Here is a 15,186-nt window from a genome sequence, read left to right as displayed (position 1 = left end):
AGAAGTGCCGCCCATCGCCGCTCTATCGCGCACCCACCGCGTATCAATCGGCCGTGATGGCGGAGCTGAAGCGGCCAGTTGAGACGACTCAATAGCTGACGGGCCAGTCAGCAAACTGCTGTTACTACGCAGGGTGGTCGCTTATCCGCGGAATTAGGTGCGGTGTACCGCAATGGTTGGGTGCGGTTAGCGATCCGAACGAACGGCTTGTGCCGCTCGGAGTAGTCCGGATGAGGCGTTCAGGCTGCTCGGCGGCATGCCGTACGATCGTCGTGAAGTACGCCGCCACCACGATGAATTCCAGATCCAAATGAGATGCCTATTGAGATCGGGCGCATTATGGTGGATCGCCCAGGCATGCACAAGAAAGATCTTGACAGTTTTACCGGCCGAGGCTAACTTCGGAGATCATCACCCATGAGAGTGACCGTCTGCAGTTGCTGCAACCGGAGGTCAAACACGGGACGTGAAAAAGTTTCATATTGCCGCCCGGTCTTGAGGTGACGCCCTGAATGTGCCGCTTTACGTCTTCGGTGAATACAATTTCTCAATGGTGAAACGGCCGGAGCGCGAGGTGCAGGGGCTTTGCGAGAAATAAAGGCGCGAGGGGTCGTCCGTCATGAGCTCCGCCCCTGATGAGAAGCTGATTTTCAAGCTGCTCGGCCCGATCGAGGTAATCGGCGCGGAGGAGCAGGTTCAGGTACCTCCGGGACGTCAGCAGACGATCCTGGGCGCTCTCCTGCTCGAAGCCAATCGCGTGGTCGGCATGGACCAGCTGATCGACCTCGTCTGGGAGCACACCCCGCCGTCGACCGCACGGGCGCAGATCCAGATCTGCGTGTCCGCGCTCCGGCGGGAGTTCGCGCGCGTCGGCGTCGACGCTCAGATCGAGACCCGCCAGCCCGGCTACCTGCTGCGAGTGGCCGGCGACAAGATCGACAACTTCCTCTTCGAGCGCCGGGTGGCCGACTCCGACGCCGCTGTCCGTCAGGGACGGATGGAGGAGGCGTCGACGGCCCTGCGGTCGGCACTGGCGTTGTGGCGCGGACCCGCACTCGGCGGCGCCGCGGCCACGTTGCACAACAAAGCATTGCGGCTGGACGAGAAACGCCTGTCGGTGCTGGAGAACTGCATCGACATCGAGTTGTTGCTGGGCCGCCATCACGCGCTCATCGGTGAATTGCAGAGCATGGTGACCGAGCATCCGTTGCGGGAACGCCCGCGCGGCCAGCTCATGCTCGCGCTCTACCGATCCGGCCGGCAGTCCGAGGCGCTGGACGTCTATCGGACCGGCCGCGATCTCTTCATCGAGCACCTCGGCCTCGAGCCGAGTGACCAATTGCGCAAACTCGAGACGGCGATCCTCACCGACGACGAGGTGCTGCGCCTCGACCAGGAGAAGTCGGTCCCGGTCACCGTGCAGAACGTCGTGTCACCGCACCAGCTTCCGGCCACCATCTCGGACTTCATCGGGCGCCAGGACGTCGTGGCCCGCGCGGAGACCGTGCTGGCGGGCGACCACATGACCATGCCGGTGGTGAACATCTCGGGCAAGGCGGGTATCGGTAAGAGCGCTCTCGCCGTGCACGTCGCACACCGCGTCGCAGCCGAGACCTACCCGGACGGCCAGCTCTACTGCGACCTCCGGGGCACCCAGGCCCTGCCGGCCACTCCCGCTGAAGTTCTTGGCCGGTTTCTGTCCGCTTTGGGCGCCGTGGGGTCGACGTTGCCCGACGGTGTGGACGAGCGCGCGGACATGTACCGCAGCATGCTCGCCAACCGCCGTGTGCTGGTGGTTCTCGACGACGCGGGCAGCGAATCGCAGGTGCACCAGCTGCTTCCGGGCTCGCCGACGTGCGGTGTCGTCGTCACGAGCCGGACCCGTTTGACCGGTCTCGCCGGATCTCATTTGGTCGACGTCGACTTCATGGACTCCGACGACGCGTTGGAGCTGCTCGGCCGCATCATCGGCACGCAACGCCTGGAGAGCGAACCCGTCGCGGCGAACGCGTTGGTAGATGTCGTGGGAGGGCTCCCACTGGCCCTGCGCATCATCGGCGCTCGCCTCGCCGCCCGCCCGCACTGGACGCTCGCCTCGATGGTCGGCCGCCTCGCCGACGAACGCCACCGCCTCGACGAACTCGTGCACGGCGACATGGTCGTGCGCGCCAGCCTGTCGCTCACCTACGACGGCCTGGAGCCCGACACGTGCCGGGTCATGCGGCTGATGTCGTTGCTGGAAGCCGAAAGCCTGCCTGTCTGGACCGCCTCCGCGCTCACCGACGACGAACGCCACCGCGGCTTCGACCTGCTGGAACGCCTGGTGGACGCCCAGCTCCTCGACGTGGTCGGCAGCGACATCACCGGGTTGCCGCGCTACCGCTTCCACGACCTGATTCGCTTGTTCGCCAAGGAACAACTCGCCGTGCACGAGTCCCCGGCCACGCAGCTGGCCGCGGTCGAACGCGTCGCCGGCGGCTGGCTCGCGATGGCCGAACAGGCGCACCAGCAGCTCTACGGCGGCGACTTCACCGTCCTGCACGGCCATGGTCAACGTTGGCAACCGCACGCCCCGTACCTCGGCCAGGTGCTGCAGGACCCGTTGGGCTGGCTGGAAAGCGAGCGCCCGAACATCTGCGCCGCCGTCCTGCAGGCCGCCGACGCGGGCCTGGACGAGCTGTGCTGGGACCTCGCGATGACGCTCGTGACGCTTTTCGAAACCCGCAGCTACCTCGACGACTGGCAGCAGACCCACGAACGCGCGCTGGACGCCGTGCGCAAGGCGGGCAACAAGCGCGGCACCGCGGCCCTGCTGTGCTCGCTCGGGTCGTTGCACCACAGCCAGCGGCGGATGGAGGCGTCCCGGACGGCCCTGGAACCCGCGTTGGAGCTTTTCACCGAGCTCGACGACTCCCACGGCCTGGCGTTGGTGCGCCGCAATCTGGGGTTGCTGGAGTACAACGAGGGCCGGCCGGAGCTCGCGACCCGGATCTTCGAGCAGTCGCTGGCCGGGTTCAAGCGGGTGGGCGACGTCGTCGGTCAGGCGTACGTCGTGTCCCAGCTCGCGCAGCTGTCCCTGGACCGCGGTGAGCACGAACTCGCGGTGGGGCAGTTGCGCGGGGCGTTGGGGATGTGCCGGGAGATCTCCAGCCCGCGCGTCGAAGCCCAGGTGCTGTACCGGCTGGGCGGCGCGATGCTGGTGCAGGGCCGCTACGAACAGGCGCAGCAGCTCATCACGTCGGTCCTCGGCATGGTGCAGCGCTCCGGTGACACCGTCGGCGAGAGCTATGCGCTGCACTCGCTCGGGCTGATCCACGGGCGCATGCGGATGTTCGCGGAGGCCGGGCGGCTGCTGCGGCGCGCGATCCGGTTGTGCGAGGAGAACCTGGACCGGGTCGGGGCGGCGCGGATCCGGCTCGACCTGGCGCAGCTGGTGTCGCAGCGCGGGGAGACGTTCCACGCGATCGCCATCGTGGAGCAGGCGATGATGACGTTCCAGGAGCTGCGGCTCTCGTTGTGGGAGAGCAAGGCGCTGGCGGTGCTGGAGAAGATCACCGTCGACAACCCGCTGCCCACCGCCGTCCCGTCGAACGGCGGCGCGCGCTAGCTCAGCTCGTCGGCACCAGCGAGTCGACCATCTTCTGCAACTCGGTCTCCTTCGGCAGCGGCGGGTTCGTGCCGCCTCCGCCGCCCTCCAGGTCGCCGTTCACGACCAGCACGTGCAGCTTGTTGCTGCCGTTGAGCACGACGACCTTGAGCAGGCCCTTGCTCGCCAGGCACTTGCTGGCCGACTGGGTGACCGTGGCGTCGACCTGCACGCCCTCGACGACGACCTTCTTGCCGTCCTTCTGGGTGTGCTGGATCTTCACCGCCTTGGGCTGCGACACCGTGACCTTGGGCTCGCCGCCCGACGAGTAGAACTGCACCGCCACGGCCTTGGCGAAGTCGGTCGCCGTCTGGTTGATGTCGCCCTTGGGCAGCAGCGTGCCGCCGTTGGTGCCCTTGGTGAAGTCCTTGCCCTCACACTGGTAGTCGCCGTACGAGGTGATGCCGGACAGCGAGATGCCCTGGAACTTCTCGACCGGGATCTTGGCGTCGGCGAGCACGTCCCAGCTCTTCGGGACCTCGTAGTTGAAGCCGAGTCCCGTCTCGACGCACTGCATGCCGTCGTCCTTGCAGGGGCCGGTGGTCGCCTGGGCCGAGGTGCTGGTGGACGTGGACGGGCCGGTCTGCGCGTCCGTCTTGTCGGAGCGTGAGAGCAGGAGCCATGTCAGGCCGCCGCCGACCAGGAGCACGAGCACGACCGCGCTGAGCACCAGCCAGAGCGTCTTGTTGCTCTTCTTCGGCGGTTCGTTGTCGAACCCGCCGTACACGCCGAGGCCGCCGTACCCGCCCTGACCCTGCTGGGGAAAGCCGCCCGTCTGCGGGTAGCCGCCCTGCTGCGGGAAACCACCGGTCTGCGGGTAGCCGCCGGTCTGGTAGCCACCGCTCTGGTAGTCACCCTGCTGCTGGCCCCAGCCCTGCTGGTCGTTCCAGCCGCCCTGTCCGCCGCCACCTGGGTAAGTCACGGGCGAAACGGTACCTGGTGGGTCTGGCGGACCTTAATTCATCGGGCGTTGACTTCTGGTGCGTGTCGGGCGTAGCGTGCGGACTGAATTCAACAGGTGATGAACTTTTAGGAGGCTCGTGATGCGCACCGCGCTGGTCACCGCCGTCGCAGGCGCGGTGGTGGCGTTTCTCCTGGGATTGCTGACGTTCGGCGTGCAGGCGACCGTGCACCCGCACGACGTCCCGCTCGCCGTGGTGGCGCCACCGCCGATCGCGGAACGCGTGAAAGCCGCCGACTCCGCCGAGGTCGACATCAGGGTGGTGAGCGCGGACGAGGCGCGGACCCTGTTGGCGGACAAGGAGGTCTACGGGGTTCTGGAGATCGTGCCCGGCCAGGCCACGATCCGGCTGAACCCCGCGATCAACCCGTCGGGCACGCAGGTCGCCCAGCAGGTGCTGACCGGCGTCGCGCAGGGTGCCGGGCTGCCGCTCAAGGTCGAAACCCAGGCCGTGTCCGCTGCCGAACGCACGGCGCCCCTTGCCGCGTCGGCGCTGTTGTGGGTCGGCGGGATGGTCGCCGGACTGCTGTTCGTCGTGCTGAAGGGACGGCGGTTCCGGTTGCTGTCGTCGCTGACCACGGCGGTGCTGGTCGTCGGTTCCGTGACGGGGCTGTTGGCGTGGTGGGGCGTCACGTTCAGCGCGGAGGCACTCGGCTTCATGCTCGCCGTAGCCGTGTCGTTCGCGCTGCTGCAGGCCGGGTTGTTCAAGCACCTCGGCGTCCGCGCGATGGGGATCCTCGGCCTGCTCTACCTGATGGCGCCCGCGGTGGCGGGCCAGGTGCCGGAGCTGCTCAACCCGGCCTACAAAGCGGTGCTGTGGTCGTGGACGCCGTTCCGGTTCTCCACGGAAGGCCTGCGCAGCCTCATGTACGACGGGTCCGTCGGCACCGAGTGGTGGGTGTTCGGCGGGATCGCGCTCGTCGGGCTCGTGCTGCTTGCCAAAAACAAAGCTGAACTAGCCGGGAAGGAAGCTCAGCCGGACCGTCCGGACGGGGTTGTCGACGTTGGTGTCGACGAGGCAGATCGACTGCCAGGTGCCGAGCGCCAGCACACCGCCTAGCACCGGGATCGTCGCGTAGGGCGGCACCAGCGCGGGCATCACGTGGTCACGGCCGTGACCAGGGGTGCCGTGCTTGTGCCGCCACTTCACGTCGTGGGGGAGGATGCGCTCCAACGCGGTCAGCAGGTCGTCGTCGCTGCCGGCGCCCGTCTCGACGATGGCGACGCCGGCGGTCGCGTGTGGCACCCACACGTGCAGCAGGCCGTCGCCGTTCTCACTGGCGAGGAACCGCTCGCACTCACGCGTGAGGTCGTGCACGACCTCTTCGCCACCGGTGCGGATCTGGATCTCCTCGCTGCGCATGACCTCAGATCTTACGAACCACCCGTGCGGGGTTGCCGACTGCGAGCACGTGATCAGGCAAATCGCGCGTGACGACACTGCCCGCGCCGACGACCGTGTTGTTCCCGATCGTCACACCAGGACACACGATCACGCCGCCGCCGAACCACACCTTGTCCCCGATGACGATCGGCGCGGTGGTCTCCCAGCCCTCGATCCGCGCGTCGTGGTCCTCGATCGGGTGCAGCGCCGTCAGCAGCTGCACGCGCGGGCCCATCATCACGTTGTCGCCGATGGTGACCGGGCCGCAGTCGAGGATGATGCCGTCGTAGTTCATGAAGAAGTTCGCGCCGATGCGGGTGTTGTAGCCGTACTCGATCTGCAGGCGCTGCATGAACGTCGAGTTCTCGCCGATCTCCGCGACGAAGCCCTTGATGACGGCGTACATGCCGTCGAGGTCTTCCGGGTCGTGCGCGTTGAACCGGGCCATCTCCCGCCAGGCGCGCCGCCGGTCCGCGTCCAGCTCGGGGTCGCCGGGCTGGTAGGGCTCGCCGTTGATCATCTTCTCGCGGTTGGTTCCCATGAGGACATTCAACCTGCGTAGGCGCGGCGGTAGTCGGTGGGCGTGACGCCGACGTGGGCGGTGAAGTGCCGGCGCAGGTTCGTCCCGGTGCCCAGGCCGCAGCGTTGCGCGACCTGTTCGACGGACAGCGAGGTCGTCTCCAGCAGCGCCTGGGCGTGGGCGACGCGCTGGGCGAGCAGCCACCGCAACGGGGTGCTGCCGGTGGCCTCGTGCAGCCGGCGGAAGAACGTGCGCTGGCTCATCCCGGCACGGCGCGCGAGCTGGGCGACGGTGAGCGGCCGGTCCAGGTGCCCGGCGGCCCACTCGAGCACCGGGGCGATGCTGTCGTCGTCGGTGTCCGGGACGTGCCTCGTGACGAACTGGGCCTGGCCGCCGGTGCGGTGGGCGGGCACGCAAAGCTTGCGGGCCAGCTGGTTCGCGACGTGCGCGCCGAAGTCCTGGCGCACGAGGTGCAGGCACAGGTCGAGCCCGGCGGCCGCTCCCGCGCTGGTGAGGATCGAGCCGTCGTCGATGTAGAGCACCGAGTCGTCGACCCGCACCTCCGGGAATCTGCGGGCCAGACGGTCGGTGTACGACCAGTGCGCGGTGGCTCTCCTGCCGTCGAGCAGGCCGGCCTCCGCGAGCACGAACGCGCCGTTGCACAGGGAGGCGATGCGCACACCGTTGGCCGCGGCGTCCTGGAGTTCCTTGACCAGCAACGGATCCAGCGGCTCGGTTCCGTCGAGGACGGCCTGCGGGACGGACGGGACGATGATCGTGTCCGCACCCTGGAGACCTTCCACGCCGTGTTCGGGGCTCAGCACCCAGCCGCTTCGCGCTCGTGGTGCGGCGGGGTTCAGGCCGCACAGCCGCATCGTGTACCAGGGGTCGAAGTGGTCGACGCCGAACACGACGCACGCCAGTCCGGCCTCGTAGACGTCCCAGAGAGCGGGCGCGTCGTCGTCCGTCACCAAGATCGCCACCGTGCCCGCTGCCATGAGGTCAGGCTAGCTGGCAGCAATGGTTCGACAGGAGGCATTTCTGCCACTGTCGGCGGGCGGTGGTGCTTGCGAGGGTTGTCGAGATCAATCGACAACCCATTGGGGGACAACGCAATGCACTCCGACGTTGCCGTGCTCGGCCTCGGTCAGATGGGGTCGGCGCTCGCTTCCGCCTTCCTGCGCGCCGGTCACCGCGTCACGGTCTGGAACCGCTCGGAAACCAAGATCGCGCCACTGGTGTCCGAGGGGGCGCACGCCGCGGGCTCGGCCGCGGAAGCGCAGCGGTCCGCCCCCGGTCGTGGTGGCCTGCGTGCTGGACTACCCGGCGCTCACCGAGGTCCTCGACCCGGAGCTGTCCGGCGTCCTGGTCAACCTCACCTCCGGCTCACCGGAGCAGGCCCGCGAGCTCGCCGGGCAGATGGCGGAGCGCGGTGTGCGCTACGTCGACGGCGGCATCATGACGACTCCGCCCGGCATCGGCGACCAGCGCTCGATGATCCTCTACAGCGGCGACCAGGAGGCCTTCGCCGAGGTGGCGGACCTGCTGTCCGCGCTGGCCGAGCCGGTCAACCTCGGTGCGGAACCAGGCAGGGCCGCGCTGTACGACACGGCACTTCTGGGCATCATGTGGGCCACGCTCACCGGATGGCTGCACGCGGGCGCACTCGTCACCGCGGACGGGTCGACCGCGGAGCACTTCACGCCGCTGGCCACCCGCTGGCTCGGCCCGGTGGCGGGATTCATCGGCACCTACGCCGAGCAGGTCGACGCCGGCCGCTACCCCGGCTCGGACGCCACCCTCGACGTGCACCTGGCCACCCTGGACCACCTGGTGCACGCCAGCGAGGTCAGGAAGGTCGACTCGGCACTGCCCAGGCTGCTGCACGACTACGCGCGCCGAGCTGTGGAAGCAGGACACGGCGACGACGGCTGGGCGAGGATCATCGAGTTGCTGCGCGCGAAGGCGGCCTGAGGTGGACTGGTCCTCAGCGCTCGACGCCACGGCCGACGACTGCGTGCGGGTCCTGGGCAAGCTCCCGGATGACGGCTTCCGCCGCCGCGCGCACGGTCTGGAGTGGTCCTGCCGGACGACCCTCGACCACGTCGTGGAGGGCCTGCTCGGCTACACCGCGCTGCTGGCCACCCGAGCCGAGAGCCGGTGGACCAGTCTGCTCGGCGCCCTGCGTCCCGGTCTGCCGATCGAGCACTGCCTCGAAGGTGTCGCGACCACCGCCGCGCTGCTGTCCCGCACGGTCGCGCTGACCGCCCCGGACGTGCGGGCCTGGCATCCGTGGGGCGTCTCGGACGCGGCGGGGTTCGCGGCGATGGGTGTCATCGAGCTGACGATGCACACGCACGACATCATGCGGGCGCACGACGTGGAGTGGCGGCCGGATCCCGAGCACTGCGCACCGGTGGTCGAGCGGCTCTTCCCCGATGCCCCGCGGCATTCGGACCCAGTGGCGTTGTTGTGGTGCACAGGACGCGGCGAACTACCAGGGGTGCCGCGGCAGGAGCAGTGGCAGTGGCACGGTTCGGTCGCCGCGTAAGTTCACGTCATGCGCGTGCTCTTCGCCAGCATGGCCACCGTCGGCCACACCTATCCGTTGATCCCGTTGGCCGTCGCGCTGCGTGCCGCCGGGCACGAGGTGCACTTCGCCGTCGGTGAGGAGATGCACCGGGTGCTCGGGAAGCTCGGGTTGCGGCCGTTCCGGCCGGGGATCGTGTTCGGGGAGATCTACGCCGATGACATCGCGCCGGAGCTGGAACGGCTGCTGCCCGACCTCGTGATCGGCGAGTGGGCGGTGCCAGAGGTCGTGTCCGAGGCCCGGCGGCGCGGGTTTCCCGCGCTGTGGCACGGGTTCGGCCGGATGTTCCCCGACGGCATCGGGCTCGTGCGGCCTGCCGGTGGGCGGCACGTCGACATCTGCCCGCCCTCGTTGCAGGACCCCGCCTTCCTGGCGGAGGACCGGATCGGGTTGCGTCCGGTGCCGTTCGCCGAGCCCGGCGGGATCCCGGTGCGCACGGCCGGGAAGCTGATCTACCTCACGCTCGGCACCGCGTTCGGCACGCGGGAGCTGCTCGCCGAGGCGGTCGTGGGGCTGGGCAAGCTCTCCGACGCGCAGGTGGTCGTCGCCGCGCCGCACGTCGAGCTCGCGCACCTGCCGCCGAACGTGACCGTGCACCCGTGGCTGCCCCAGGCGGAAGTGCTCCGGTACGCGGACGTCGTCGTTCACCACGGCGGCAGCGGCACGATGCTGGGTGCGCTGGCCGCCGGGGTTCCGCAGGTCGTGCTGCCGCAGGGAGCGGATCAGTTCGGCAACGCCGACGCGCTCGTCGCTGCCGGTGCGGCGGTGCGGCCGGACGCGTTCAGTGCCGGGCCGATCGCGGACTGTGCGCGGCTGTTGCTGGTGGACGGTCACTATCGCGAAGCCGCTGGTCAGATAGCTCGGGAGATACGTCACATGCCTTCGCCGGAGGAAGTTGCGGACAGTCTGGCGGGCGTTGTGTAACACTGTTTTTTATGAAGGCAAGCCGCCTGCGCTTCGGGATGAACCTGTGGCCGCCGTTCCTGTTCGCCGGCATCCGCGTCGTGGAGATCTCGCCGGACTACCGGTACGCACGGGTGCGGATGCGTCTGCGTCCGTGGAACCGCAACTTCTTCGGCACCCACTTCGGCGGTTCGCTGTTCGCGATGACCGACCCGTTCTGGGTGCTGCTGCTGTTCAACCAGCTCTCCGGCGAGCACGTGGTGTGGGACCAGGCGGGCGAGATCGAGTTCGTCGCGCCCGGCCGCGGCACCGTGTACGCGGAGTTCCGGCTGACCGACGAGCACGTCGACCAGGTGCTGGAGCAGACGGCGTCCGGCGAGAAGGCGTTGATCTGGTTCGAGACGGACGTCGTCGGGCAGGATGGGACCGTGATCGCTCGGGTGAAGAAGCAGGTCTACGCGCGCCGCAAGCGCGACAAGCAGCTCGCGCATGCGTGAGGCCTTCGGAGCTGAGTTCGACGTCGAGCCGGGTTACCTGAACACGGCGTCCATCGGTGTGCCGCCGCGGCACGTCGCCGACGCGGTCGCGGCCGCGCACGAACGGTGGCGGCGCGGGCAGGACACCTCGTCGACCTTCAACGACGCGGTCGAGACCTCCCGGGAGGCGTGGAGCCGCCTGATCGGCGTGCCCGCGGCATCGGTCGCGTGCGGCGTCACGGTCTCGCAGTTCGTCTCGATGGTCGCGCAGGCGCTGCCGGCCGGGTCGAAGGTCTTCGTCGAACCGGGTGAGTTCACCAGCGTGACGTTGCCGTTCGTCGCGGCGGGCCACGAGATCGCGTCCACAGTGGACGCGGCGGATCTCGTCGCGGTGAGCGTGGTCCAGTCGGCGGACGGGAGGATCGCGGACCTCGAAGCGTTGCGGGCGTCCGGCAAACCGGTGCTGCTGGACGTGTCGCAGGCCGCCGGGTGGATGCCGTTGTCGGTGGCGTGGGCCGATTTCGTCGTCGGGGTCGCCTACAAGTGGCTGATGGCACCGAAGGGCGCGGCCTGGATGGCGGTCCGGCCGGACCGGATGGACTTCCTCGAGCCGGTGGCGGCGAACTGGTACAGCACCGAGGAGAACTACGGCACCACGTTGATGCTCCGTTCGGACGCACGGCGGTTCGACCTCTCGCCTACGTGGCTCGCGCACGTCGGTGCGGCGGTCGCGCTGCCATGGGTCGCCTCGCTGGACCTCGAAGCTGTGCGCGCGCACAACGTGAGCCTGACGGATCGACTGCTGACCGGACTCGGGCTCCCGCCCAACGGCTCGGCGATCGTCTCAGTGGGCGCACCGGCCGTGGAGGGTGTCGTCTCCTCGGTTCGTGCAGGTCGCACCCGGTTCGCATGTCACATGTACAACACGATCGAGGACGTTGATCGGGTGCTCAAAGCGCTTGGCTGACCGCCGTCCGTTACCGTGGGTCCTTGTGTCGGAACCACGCCAGTCACCTGAAGAGGTGACCCAGAACATGCCTCGCTTTCCACCGAGGCCGACCGACACCGCGCCGTTGTACCCGGCCGACGAGCTGATGAAGCTCCAGTCGATCATGGACAACCGCCAGGGGCAGTTGCCGGTCCAGCCCCCGCCCCAGCGCAGGACGACGTGGGTGGGCAAGGCACTGGCGCTCGTCGGTGTCGCGGTGGTGTCGGGGTTCGTCTGGTGGGTGTTGCAGCCGTCGGACCCGGTCGATCAGCAGATCTCCCAGCCGCAGAAGACCGCGGGGGAGTTCGAGTTCACCTCCGTGCCGCAACTGCCGGAGCCGGTGAAGGACAGCGACTGCGCGGCCCACGCGACGAGCCAGACGCAGGCTTTCCTCAAAACCACGCCATGTCTGCAACTGACGCGTGCGTTCTACACGGCGAAGCTGCCTGACGGCCGGATCGTGTACTCGTCGGTGTCCGTGGTGAAGATGCGGAACGCGGCCGAGGCGAAGCAGCTGCGCGAGCTCACCCAGAAGGACGGCACCGGCAACATCAAGGACCTGGTCCTGGACAAGGCCATCAGCGTGCCGCCGCTGACCACGCTGGCCAACGGCGGCTACGCCTCCGAGCAGCGCGACCAGGAGGTCGTGATCGTCGAGTCGGACTCGCCGGTCAAGGGCACGGACGCGCTGGCGCACAACAAGGAGATGAAGAAGGTCTCCGCGGACGCGATCAGACTCGCGTCCTCCTTCGCCAACTAGCCGGAAGCCACGCCCGGCATCGTGATGGACGCCGGCGTGGTTCCAGCCGCCTTGCGCCACCGGGTCGCCCGCACCGCCGCGGCCGTCAACGACTCCAGCGCGGAGGTCCGCAGCCCCGTGTCGTCGGTCCGCTCCAGCACCCCGCGCCACGCGGCACAGGTGTCCTGCTCGACGGCGACGAGCGCGGCGAGCGCGGAAGGCCCGTCGGAGACCGGCGTCGGCGGCAGGTAGGCGGCGGCGGGCGGGTTCGGCGTCGCGCCGTGGTCCCGCAGCCAGCGCTCGGTCGTGTCCCGGCGCGCCCGGTGCGCGTTCGCACCCTCCGCGACGGCCGCGGCCTGGTTGCCCAGGAACGCCGACACCATGCCGTAGGTCCACAACGCCGCGTGCTCGGTTCCGAGTGCGGTCTGCACGGCGTCCACGTTCATGCGAGCACCTCCCGCAGCGACGCGCAGCCGGCGGCCACCGAACCGACGAGACCGGCCCGGTAGGTGGGCAACGTGGCGACGGCGGCCGACGCGTCGCGGACGGCTTCGTCGAGTGAGGTTCGCAACGCCGCCAACGGGTCCGGTGGCGTGGGCGGGGTGGTGGGAGCGGGCGGCGCCGTGGAGGACAGCGGTGGCCGTTCGCGGTCGACCTCGGCCTGCAGCAGGGTCGCGTGCGTCTCGCGTGCCTTCGCGATCTCCGCGGCCGCGGGCACCGTCGTGAGCGTCTTGGCCAGCGTGGCGTCCGCACGGGCCTGAGCGGCGAGCGCCGACAACGGGTCCGGCGGTGGCGGCGGAGGAGGCTCGGTGGTGCACGCAACGGCGAGCGGTGCGGCGGCCACCGCGAACAGCACGCGGCGGCGGCTGACCGATTCGGAGATCACGCCAACCCATATTGCCAGCAGCCCTGCGGCGCGGTGGGAGGCGGGCGAACGAGATAGTCTGAGCGTCCACGGCCGCCGAAATACCGTCGGTCGGGGTTTTCATGCGTTCGAACTGAAGGAGACACCACGTGTCCAGCCCGCCGCGCGGAGAGCTTTCCGCGCAGCTAGCACCCGTTGTGCGGGAAGCTCTCGAAGCCGCCGGCTTCGACCTCGACGCGCTCGACGTGAATCAGGCTGGGCGCCGCCGTCTGGTCAAGGTCGTCGTGGACGGTGAGGACGGCATCGGGCTCGACGAGGTCGCCGAGGCGAGCCGCGTGGTCTCCGCCGCACTCGACGAGCACGACCACATCATCAACGGGCCGTACACCCTCGAGGTCACCTCGCCGGGTGTCGACCGTCCCCTGACGCGCCCGCGCCACTGGAAGCGCGCTCACCTGCGTCTCGTGAAGATCAAGCAGCCCGACCAGCCGGAGTGGTTCGGCCGGGTCGGCGAGTGTGACGAGACCGGGGTCGAGCTGCTGCACAAGGACGAGCTGCGGCGCGTGGAGTACCGCCATATCGAACGCGCGGTCATGGAGATCGAGTTCAAGCAGCCGCCGGTCGAGGAACTGGCTCGGCTCACTCGGAAAGCACCGAAGGAGGAGCCGAGGTGAACGTCGACATCGCCGCCCTGAGGGCGATCGAACGTGAAAAGGACATCCCCTTCGAGACGGTCCTGGAGGCGATCGAGTCAGCACTGCTGACCGCCTACAAGCACACCGAAGGACACCACGCGCACTCGCGCGTGGAGATCGACCGCAAGACCGGTGTCGTGCGCGTGCTCGCGCAGGACCTGGGGCCGGACGGCGCGGTGCAGGAGGAGTGGGACGACACTCCGGAAGGCTTCGGCCGCATCGCCGCCACCACCGCGCGCCAGGTGATCCTGCAGCGCCTGCGGGACGCCGAGCACGAGCGGACGTTCGGCGAGTTCGCCGCCAAGGAAGGCGAGATCATCGCCGGGGTCGTGCAGCGCGACGCCCGCGCGAACGCCCGCGGCATGGTCGTCGTGCAGGTGGGCGACACCGAGGGCGTGCTGCCGCCGGCCGAGCAGGTGCCGGGCGAGCAGTACAACCACGGTGAGCGCATCAAGTGCTACGTCGTGAGCGTGTCCCGCGGTGCCCGTGGGCCGCAGATCGCACTCTCGCGCACGCACCCGAACCTCGTGCGGCGGCTGTTCGCCCTCGAGGTCCCGGAGATCGCGGACGGCACCGTGGAGATCCCCGCGGTGGCACGTGAGGCAGGTCACCGTTCGAAGATCGCGGTGAAATCAACGGTTGCCGGAGTGAACGCCAAGGGCGCCTGCATCGGCCCGATGGGTGCCCGTGTGCGCAACGTCATGCACGAGCTCGGTGGCGAGAAGATCGACATCATCGACTACTCGGACGACCCCGCCACGTTCGTCGGGAATGCCTTGTCCCCGGCCAAGGTTGTGTCTGTGCGGGTGCTCGACGAACGCGCCAAGACGGCGCGTGTGGTGGTGCCGGACTTCCAGCTGTCGCTGGCGATCGGCAAGGAGGGGCAGAACGCCCGTCTGGCCGCCCGCCTGACCGGCTGGCGCATCGACATCCGCAGCGACGCGGAGGCTCCGGCTGCCGGAGCGGTCACATCCAGTTCGGCCGAATGAGCTCCAGGGGATAGAATTATCAACGGTTCAACGTCAGGTTCGGTCTCCCAGCGCATCGGCCCTGTTCGCACGTGCATTGGATGCCGTACCCGGACGTTGCCGTCTGAGCTGCTGCGTGTGGTCGCGATGGACGGTTCGGTGGTTCCGGACCTCCGCAAGCGACTTCCTGGTCGGGGTGCTTGGTTGCATTTCGATCTCGAATGTCTGCGCAACGCCGAGCGGCGACGGGCGTTCTCGCGGGCCCTCCGGGTCCAGGGATCACTCGACGTCGCTTTGTTGCGCGAGCACCTCGAGCAGCAGCAGGAGACCTTGGCCGCGGGACAGCCTCGTGGCCAGCAAGCAACAAGGAAGCAGGTCGACCCGTCATGAGTCAGCCGTGAAGCTGAAGACATGAACGCGCGACGTTAAGACGAGGTCGATGGGACTTGCC

General features: G+C 68.8%; 17 protein-coding genes and 1 pseudogene. 12 read left to right on the top strand and 6 right to left on the bottom strand.

Annotation, left to right across the window (positions count from 1 at the left end):
- The first annotated feature begins 619 nt into the window (after positions 1-619).
- Positions 620-3,607: an AfsR/SARP family transcriptional regulator gene (locus SK803_RS26385; RefSeq protein WP_319968786.1), complete on the top strand. Its 2,988-nt coding sequence runs from the start codon at positions 620-622 to the stop codon at positions 3,605-3,607.
- Position 3,608: 1 nt separating this feature from the next.
- Here SK803_RS26385 and SK803_RS26380 read toward each other — a convergent pair whose 3' ends face one another.
- Positions 3,609-4,568: a hypothetical protein gene (locus tag SK803_RS26380; RefSeq protein WP_319968785.1), complete on the bottom strand. Its 960-nt coding sequence runs from the start codon at positions 4,566-4,568 to the stop codon at positions 3,609-3,611.
- A 121-nt stretch (positions 4,569-4,689) separates the two neighbouring features.
- Here SK803_RS26380 and SK803_RS26375 point away from each other — a divergent pair, with 121 nt between their 5' ends.
- A complete protein-coding gene (locus SK803_RS26375; RefSeq protein WP_319968784.1) occupies positions 4,690-5,667 on the top strand; it encodes a YhgE/Pip domain-containing protein in 978 nt (325 codons plus the stop codon).
- On the opposite strand, the gene SK803_RS26370 is transcribed toward SK803_RS26375, so the two are convergent.
- Genes SK803_RS26370 through SK803_RS26360 form a run of 3 tightly spaced genes read right to left on the bottom strand, consistent with a single transcriptional unit; the run spans position 5,563 to position 7,509 of the window.
- The gene (locus SK803_RS26370) at positions 5,563-5,970 is read right to left on the bottom strand and encodes a YjbQ family protein (protein WP_319968783.1); all 408 of its coding nucleotides are present in this window, start codon (positions 5,968-5,970) and stop codon (positions 5,563-5,565) included. The two genes, SK803_RS26375 and SK803_RS26370, sit on opposite strands and share 105 nt — an antisense overlap.
- A 4-nt stretch (positions 5,971-5,974) precedes the next feature.
- A complete protein-coding gene (locus SK803_RS26365; RefSeq protein WP_319968782.1) occupies positions 5,975-6,532 on the bottom strand; it encodes a sugar O-acetyltransferase in 558 nt (185 codons plus the stop codon).
- An 8-nt stretch (positions 6,533-6,540) separates the two neighbouring features.
- The gene (locus tag SK803_RS26360) at positions 6,541-7,509 is read right to left on the bottom strand and encodes a GlxA family transcriptional regulator (RefSeq protein WP_319968781.1); all 969 of its coding nucleotides are present in this window, start codon (positions 7,507-7,509) and stop codon (positions 6,541-6,543) included.
- 117 nt (positions 7,510-7,626) lie between these two features.
- Here SK803_RS26360 and SK803_RS46580 point away from each other — a divergent pair.
- The 7 genes and pseudogenes from SK803_RS46580 to SK803_RS26330 all read left to right on the top strand — a co-directional run.
- Positions 7,627-7,788 (top strand): annotated as a pseudogene (locus SK803_RS46580) (NAD(P)-binding domain-containing protein); the annotation flags it as partial.
- Positions 7,789-7,822: 34 nt separating this feature from the next.
- Complete coding sequence (locus tag SK803_RS26355) at positions 7,823-8,485, top strand: imine reductase family protein (RefSeq protein WP_319968780.1); 663 nt, start codon at positions 7,823-7,825, stop codon at positions 8,483-8,485.
- Position 8,486: 1 nt separating this feature from the next.
- A complete protein-coding gene (locus SK803_RS26350) occupies positions 8,487-9,062 on the top strand; it encodes a maleylpyruvate isomerase N-terminal domain-containing protein (RefSeq protein ID WP_319968779.1) in 576 nt (191 codons plus the stop codon).
- A 9-nt stretch (positions 9,063-9,071) separates the two neighbouring features.
- Positions 9,072-10,025 carry a glycosyltransferase gene (locus SK803_RS26345; protein WP_319968778.1) on the top strand — a complete coding sequence of 318 codons (954 nt, stop codon included), beginning with the start codon at positions 9,072-9,074 and terminating at the stop codon, positions 10,023-10,025.
- Between the two features lie 11 nt (positions 10,026-10,036).
- On the top strand, positions 10,037-10,501 hold the full coding sequence (locus SK803_RS26340) for a DUF4442 domain-containing protein (protein ID WP_319968777.1): 465 nt from the start codon (positions 10,037-10,039) through the stop codon (positions 10,499-10,501).
- Positions 10,494-11,447, top strand: a complete 954-nt coding sequence (locus tag SK803_RS26335) for an aminotransferase class V-fold PLP-dependent enzyme (protein ID WP_319968776.1) — start codon at positions 10,494-10,496, stop codon at positions 11,445-11,447. Before SK803_RS26340 ends, SK803_RS26335 begins: the two co-directional genes overlap by 8 nt.
- 67 nt (positions 11,448-11,514) lie before the next feature.
- Complete coding sequence (locus SK803_RS26330; protein ID WP_319968775.1) at positions 11,515-12,228, top strand: hypothetical protein; 714 nt, start codon at positions 11,515-11,517, stop codon at positions 12,226-12,228.
- On the opposite strand, the gene SK803_RS26325 is transcribed toward SK803_RS26330, so the two are convergent.
- Complete coding sequence (locus SK803_RS26325; RefSeq protein ID WP_319968774.1) at positions 12,225-12,653, bottom strand: ferritin-like domain-containing protein; 429 nt, start codon at positions 12,651-12,653, stop codon at positions 12,225-12,227. The genes SK803_RS26330 and SK803_RS26325 overlap by 4 nt on opposite strands.
- Complete coding sequence (locus SK803_RS26320) at positions 12,650-13,093, bottom strand: hypothetical protein (protein ID WP_319968773.1); 444 nt, start codon at positions 13,091-13,093, stop codon at positions 12,650-12,652. Before SK803_RS26320 ends, SK803_RS26325 begins: the two co-directional genes overlap by 4 nt.
- 128 nt (positions 13,094-13,221) lie before the next feature.
- Between SK803_RS26320 and rimP the strand changes: the two genes are divergently transcribed.
- The 3 genes from rimP (at position 13,222) to SK803_RS26305 (ending at position 15,125) form a co-directional block, all read left to right on the top strand.
- Positions 13,222-13,746, top strand: a complete 525-nt coding sequence (gene rimP, locus SK803_RS26315) for a ribosome maturation factor RimP (protein ID WP_090009504.1) — start codon at positions 13,222-13,224, stop codon at positions 13,744-13,746.
- A complete protein-coding gene (gene nusA / locus SK803_RS26310; protein WP_319968772.1) occupies positions 13,743-14,756 on the top strand; it encodes a transcription termination factor NusA in 1,014 nt (337 codons plus the stop codon). Before rimP ends, nusA begins: the two co-directional genes overlap by 4 nt.
- Positions 14,757-14,882: 126 nt before the next feature.
- On the top strand, positions 14,883-15,125 hold the full coding sequence (locus SK803_RS26305; protein WP_406601586.1) for a YlxR family protein: 243 nt from the start codon (positions 14,883-14,885) through the stop codon (positions 15,123-15,125).
- The last annotated feature ends 61 nt before the right edge of the window (positions 15,126-15,186 follow it).

This window comes from Lentzea miocenica (assembly GCF_033949945.1).
Lineage (GTDB): Bacteria > Actinomycetota > Actinomycetes > Mycobacteriales > Pseudonocardiaceae > Lentzea > Lentzea miocenica.
The sequence above is the reverse complement of the archived record's forward strand: the minus strand, read 5'-3'. Positions and strand labels throughout refer to the sequence as shown.

What these genes read in the sequence shown, in the direction of transcription:
- SK803_RS26340 (WP_319968777.1), top strand. Translation starts at nt 10,037, where the DNA reads ATGAAGGCAAGCCGCCTGCGCTTCGGGATGAACCTGTGGCCGCCGTTC.
- SK803_RS26345 (WP_319968778.1), top strand. Translation starts at nt 9,072, where the DNA reads ATGCGCGTGCTCTTCGCCAGCATGGCCACCGTCGGCCACACCTATCCG.
- SK803_RS26360 (WP_319968781.1), bottom strand. Translation starts at nt 7,509, where the DNA reads ATGGCAGCGGGCACGGTGGCGATCTTGGTGACGGACGACGACGCGCCC.
- SK803_RS26385 (WP_319968786.1), top strand. Translation starts at nt 620, where the DNA reads ATGAGCTCCGCCCCTGATGAGAAGCTGATTTTCAAGCTGCTCGGCCCG.
- SK803_RS26375 (WP_319968784.1), top strand. Translation starts at nt 4,690, where the DNA reads ATGCGCACCGCGCTGGTCACCGCCGTCGCAGGCGCGGTGGTGGCGTTT.
- SK803_RS26370 (WP_319968783.1), bottom strand. Translation starts at nt 5,970, where the DNA reads ATGCGCAGCGAGGAGATCCAGATCCGCACCGGTGGCGAAGAGGTCGTG.
- SK803_RS26325 (WP_319968774.1), bottom strand. Translation starts at nt 12,653, where the DNA reads ATGAACGTGGACGCCGTGCAGACCGCACTCGGAACCGAGCACGCGGCG.
- SK803_RS26335 (WP_319968776.1), top strand. Translation starts at nt 10,494, where the DNA reads ATGCGTGAGGCCTTCGGAGCTGAGTTCGACGTCGAGCCGGGTTACCTG.
- SK803_RS26365 (WP_319968782.1), bottom strand. Translation starts at nt 6,532, where the DNA reads ATGGGAACCAACCGCGAGAAGATGATCAACGGCGAGCCCTACCAGCCC.
- SK803_RS26330 (WP_319968775.1), top strand. Translation starts at nt 11,515, where the DNA reads ATGCCTCGCTTTCCACCGAGGCCGACCGACACCGCGCCGTTGTACCCG.
- SK803_RS26305 (WP_406601586.1), top strand. Translation starts at nt 14,883, where the DNA reads ATGGACGGTTCGGTGGTTCCGGACCTCCGCAAGCGACTTCCTGGTCGG.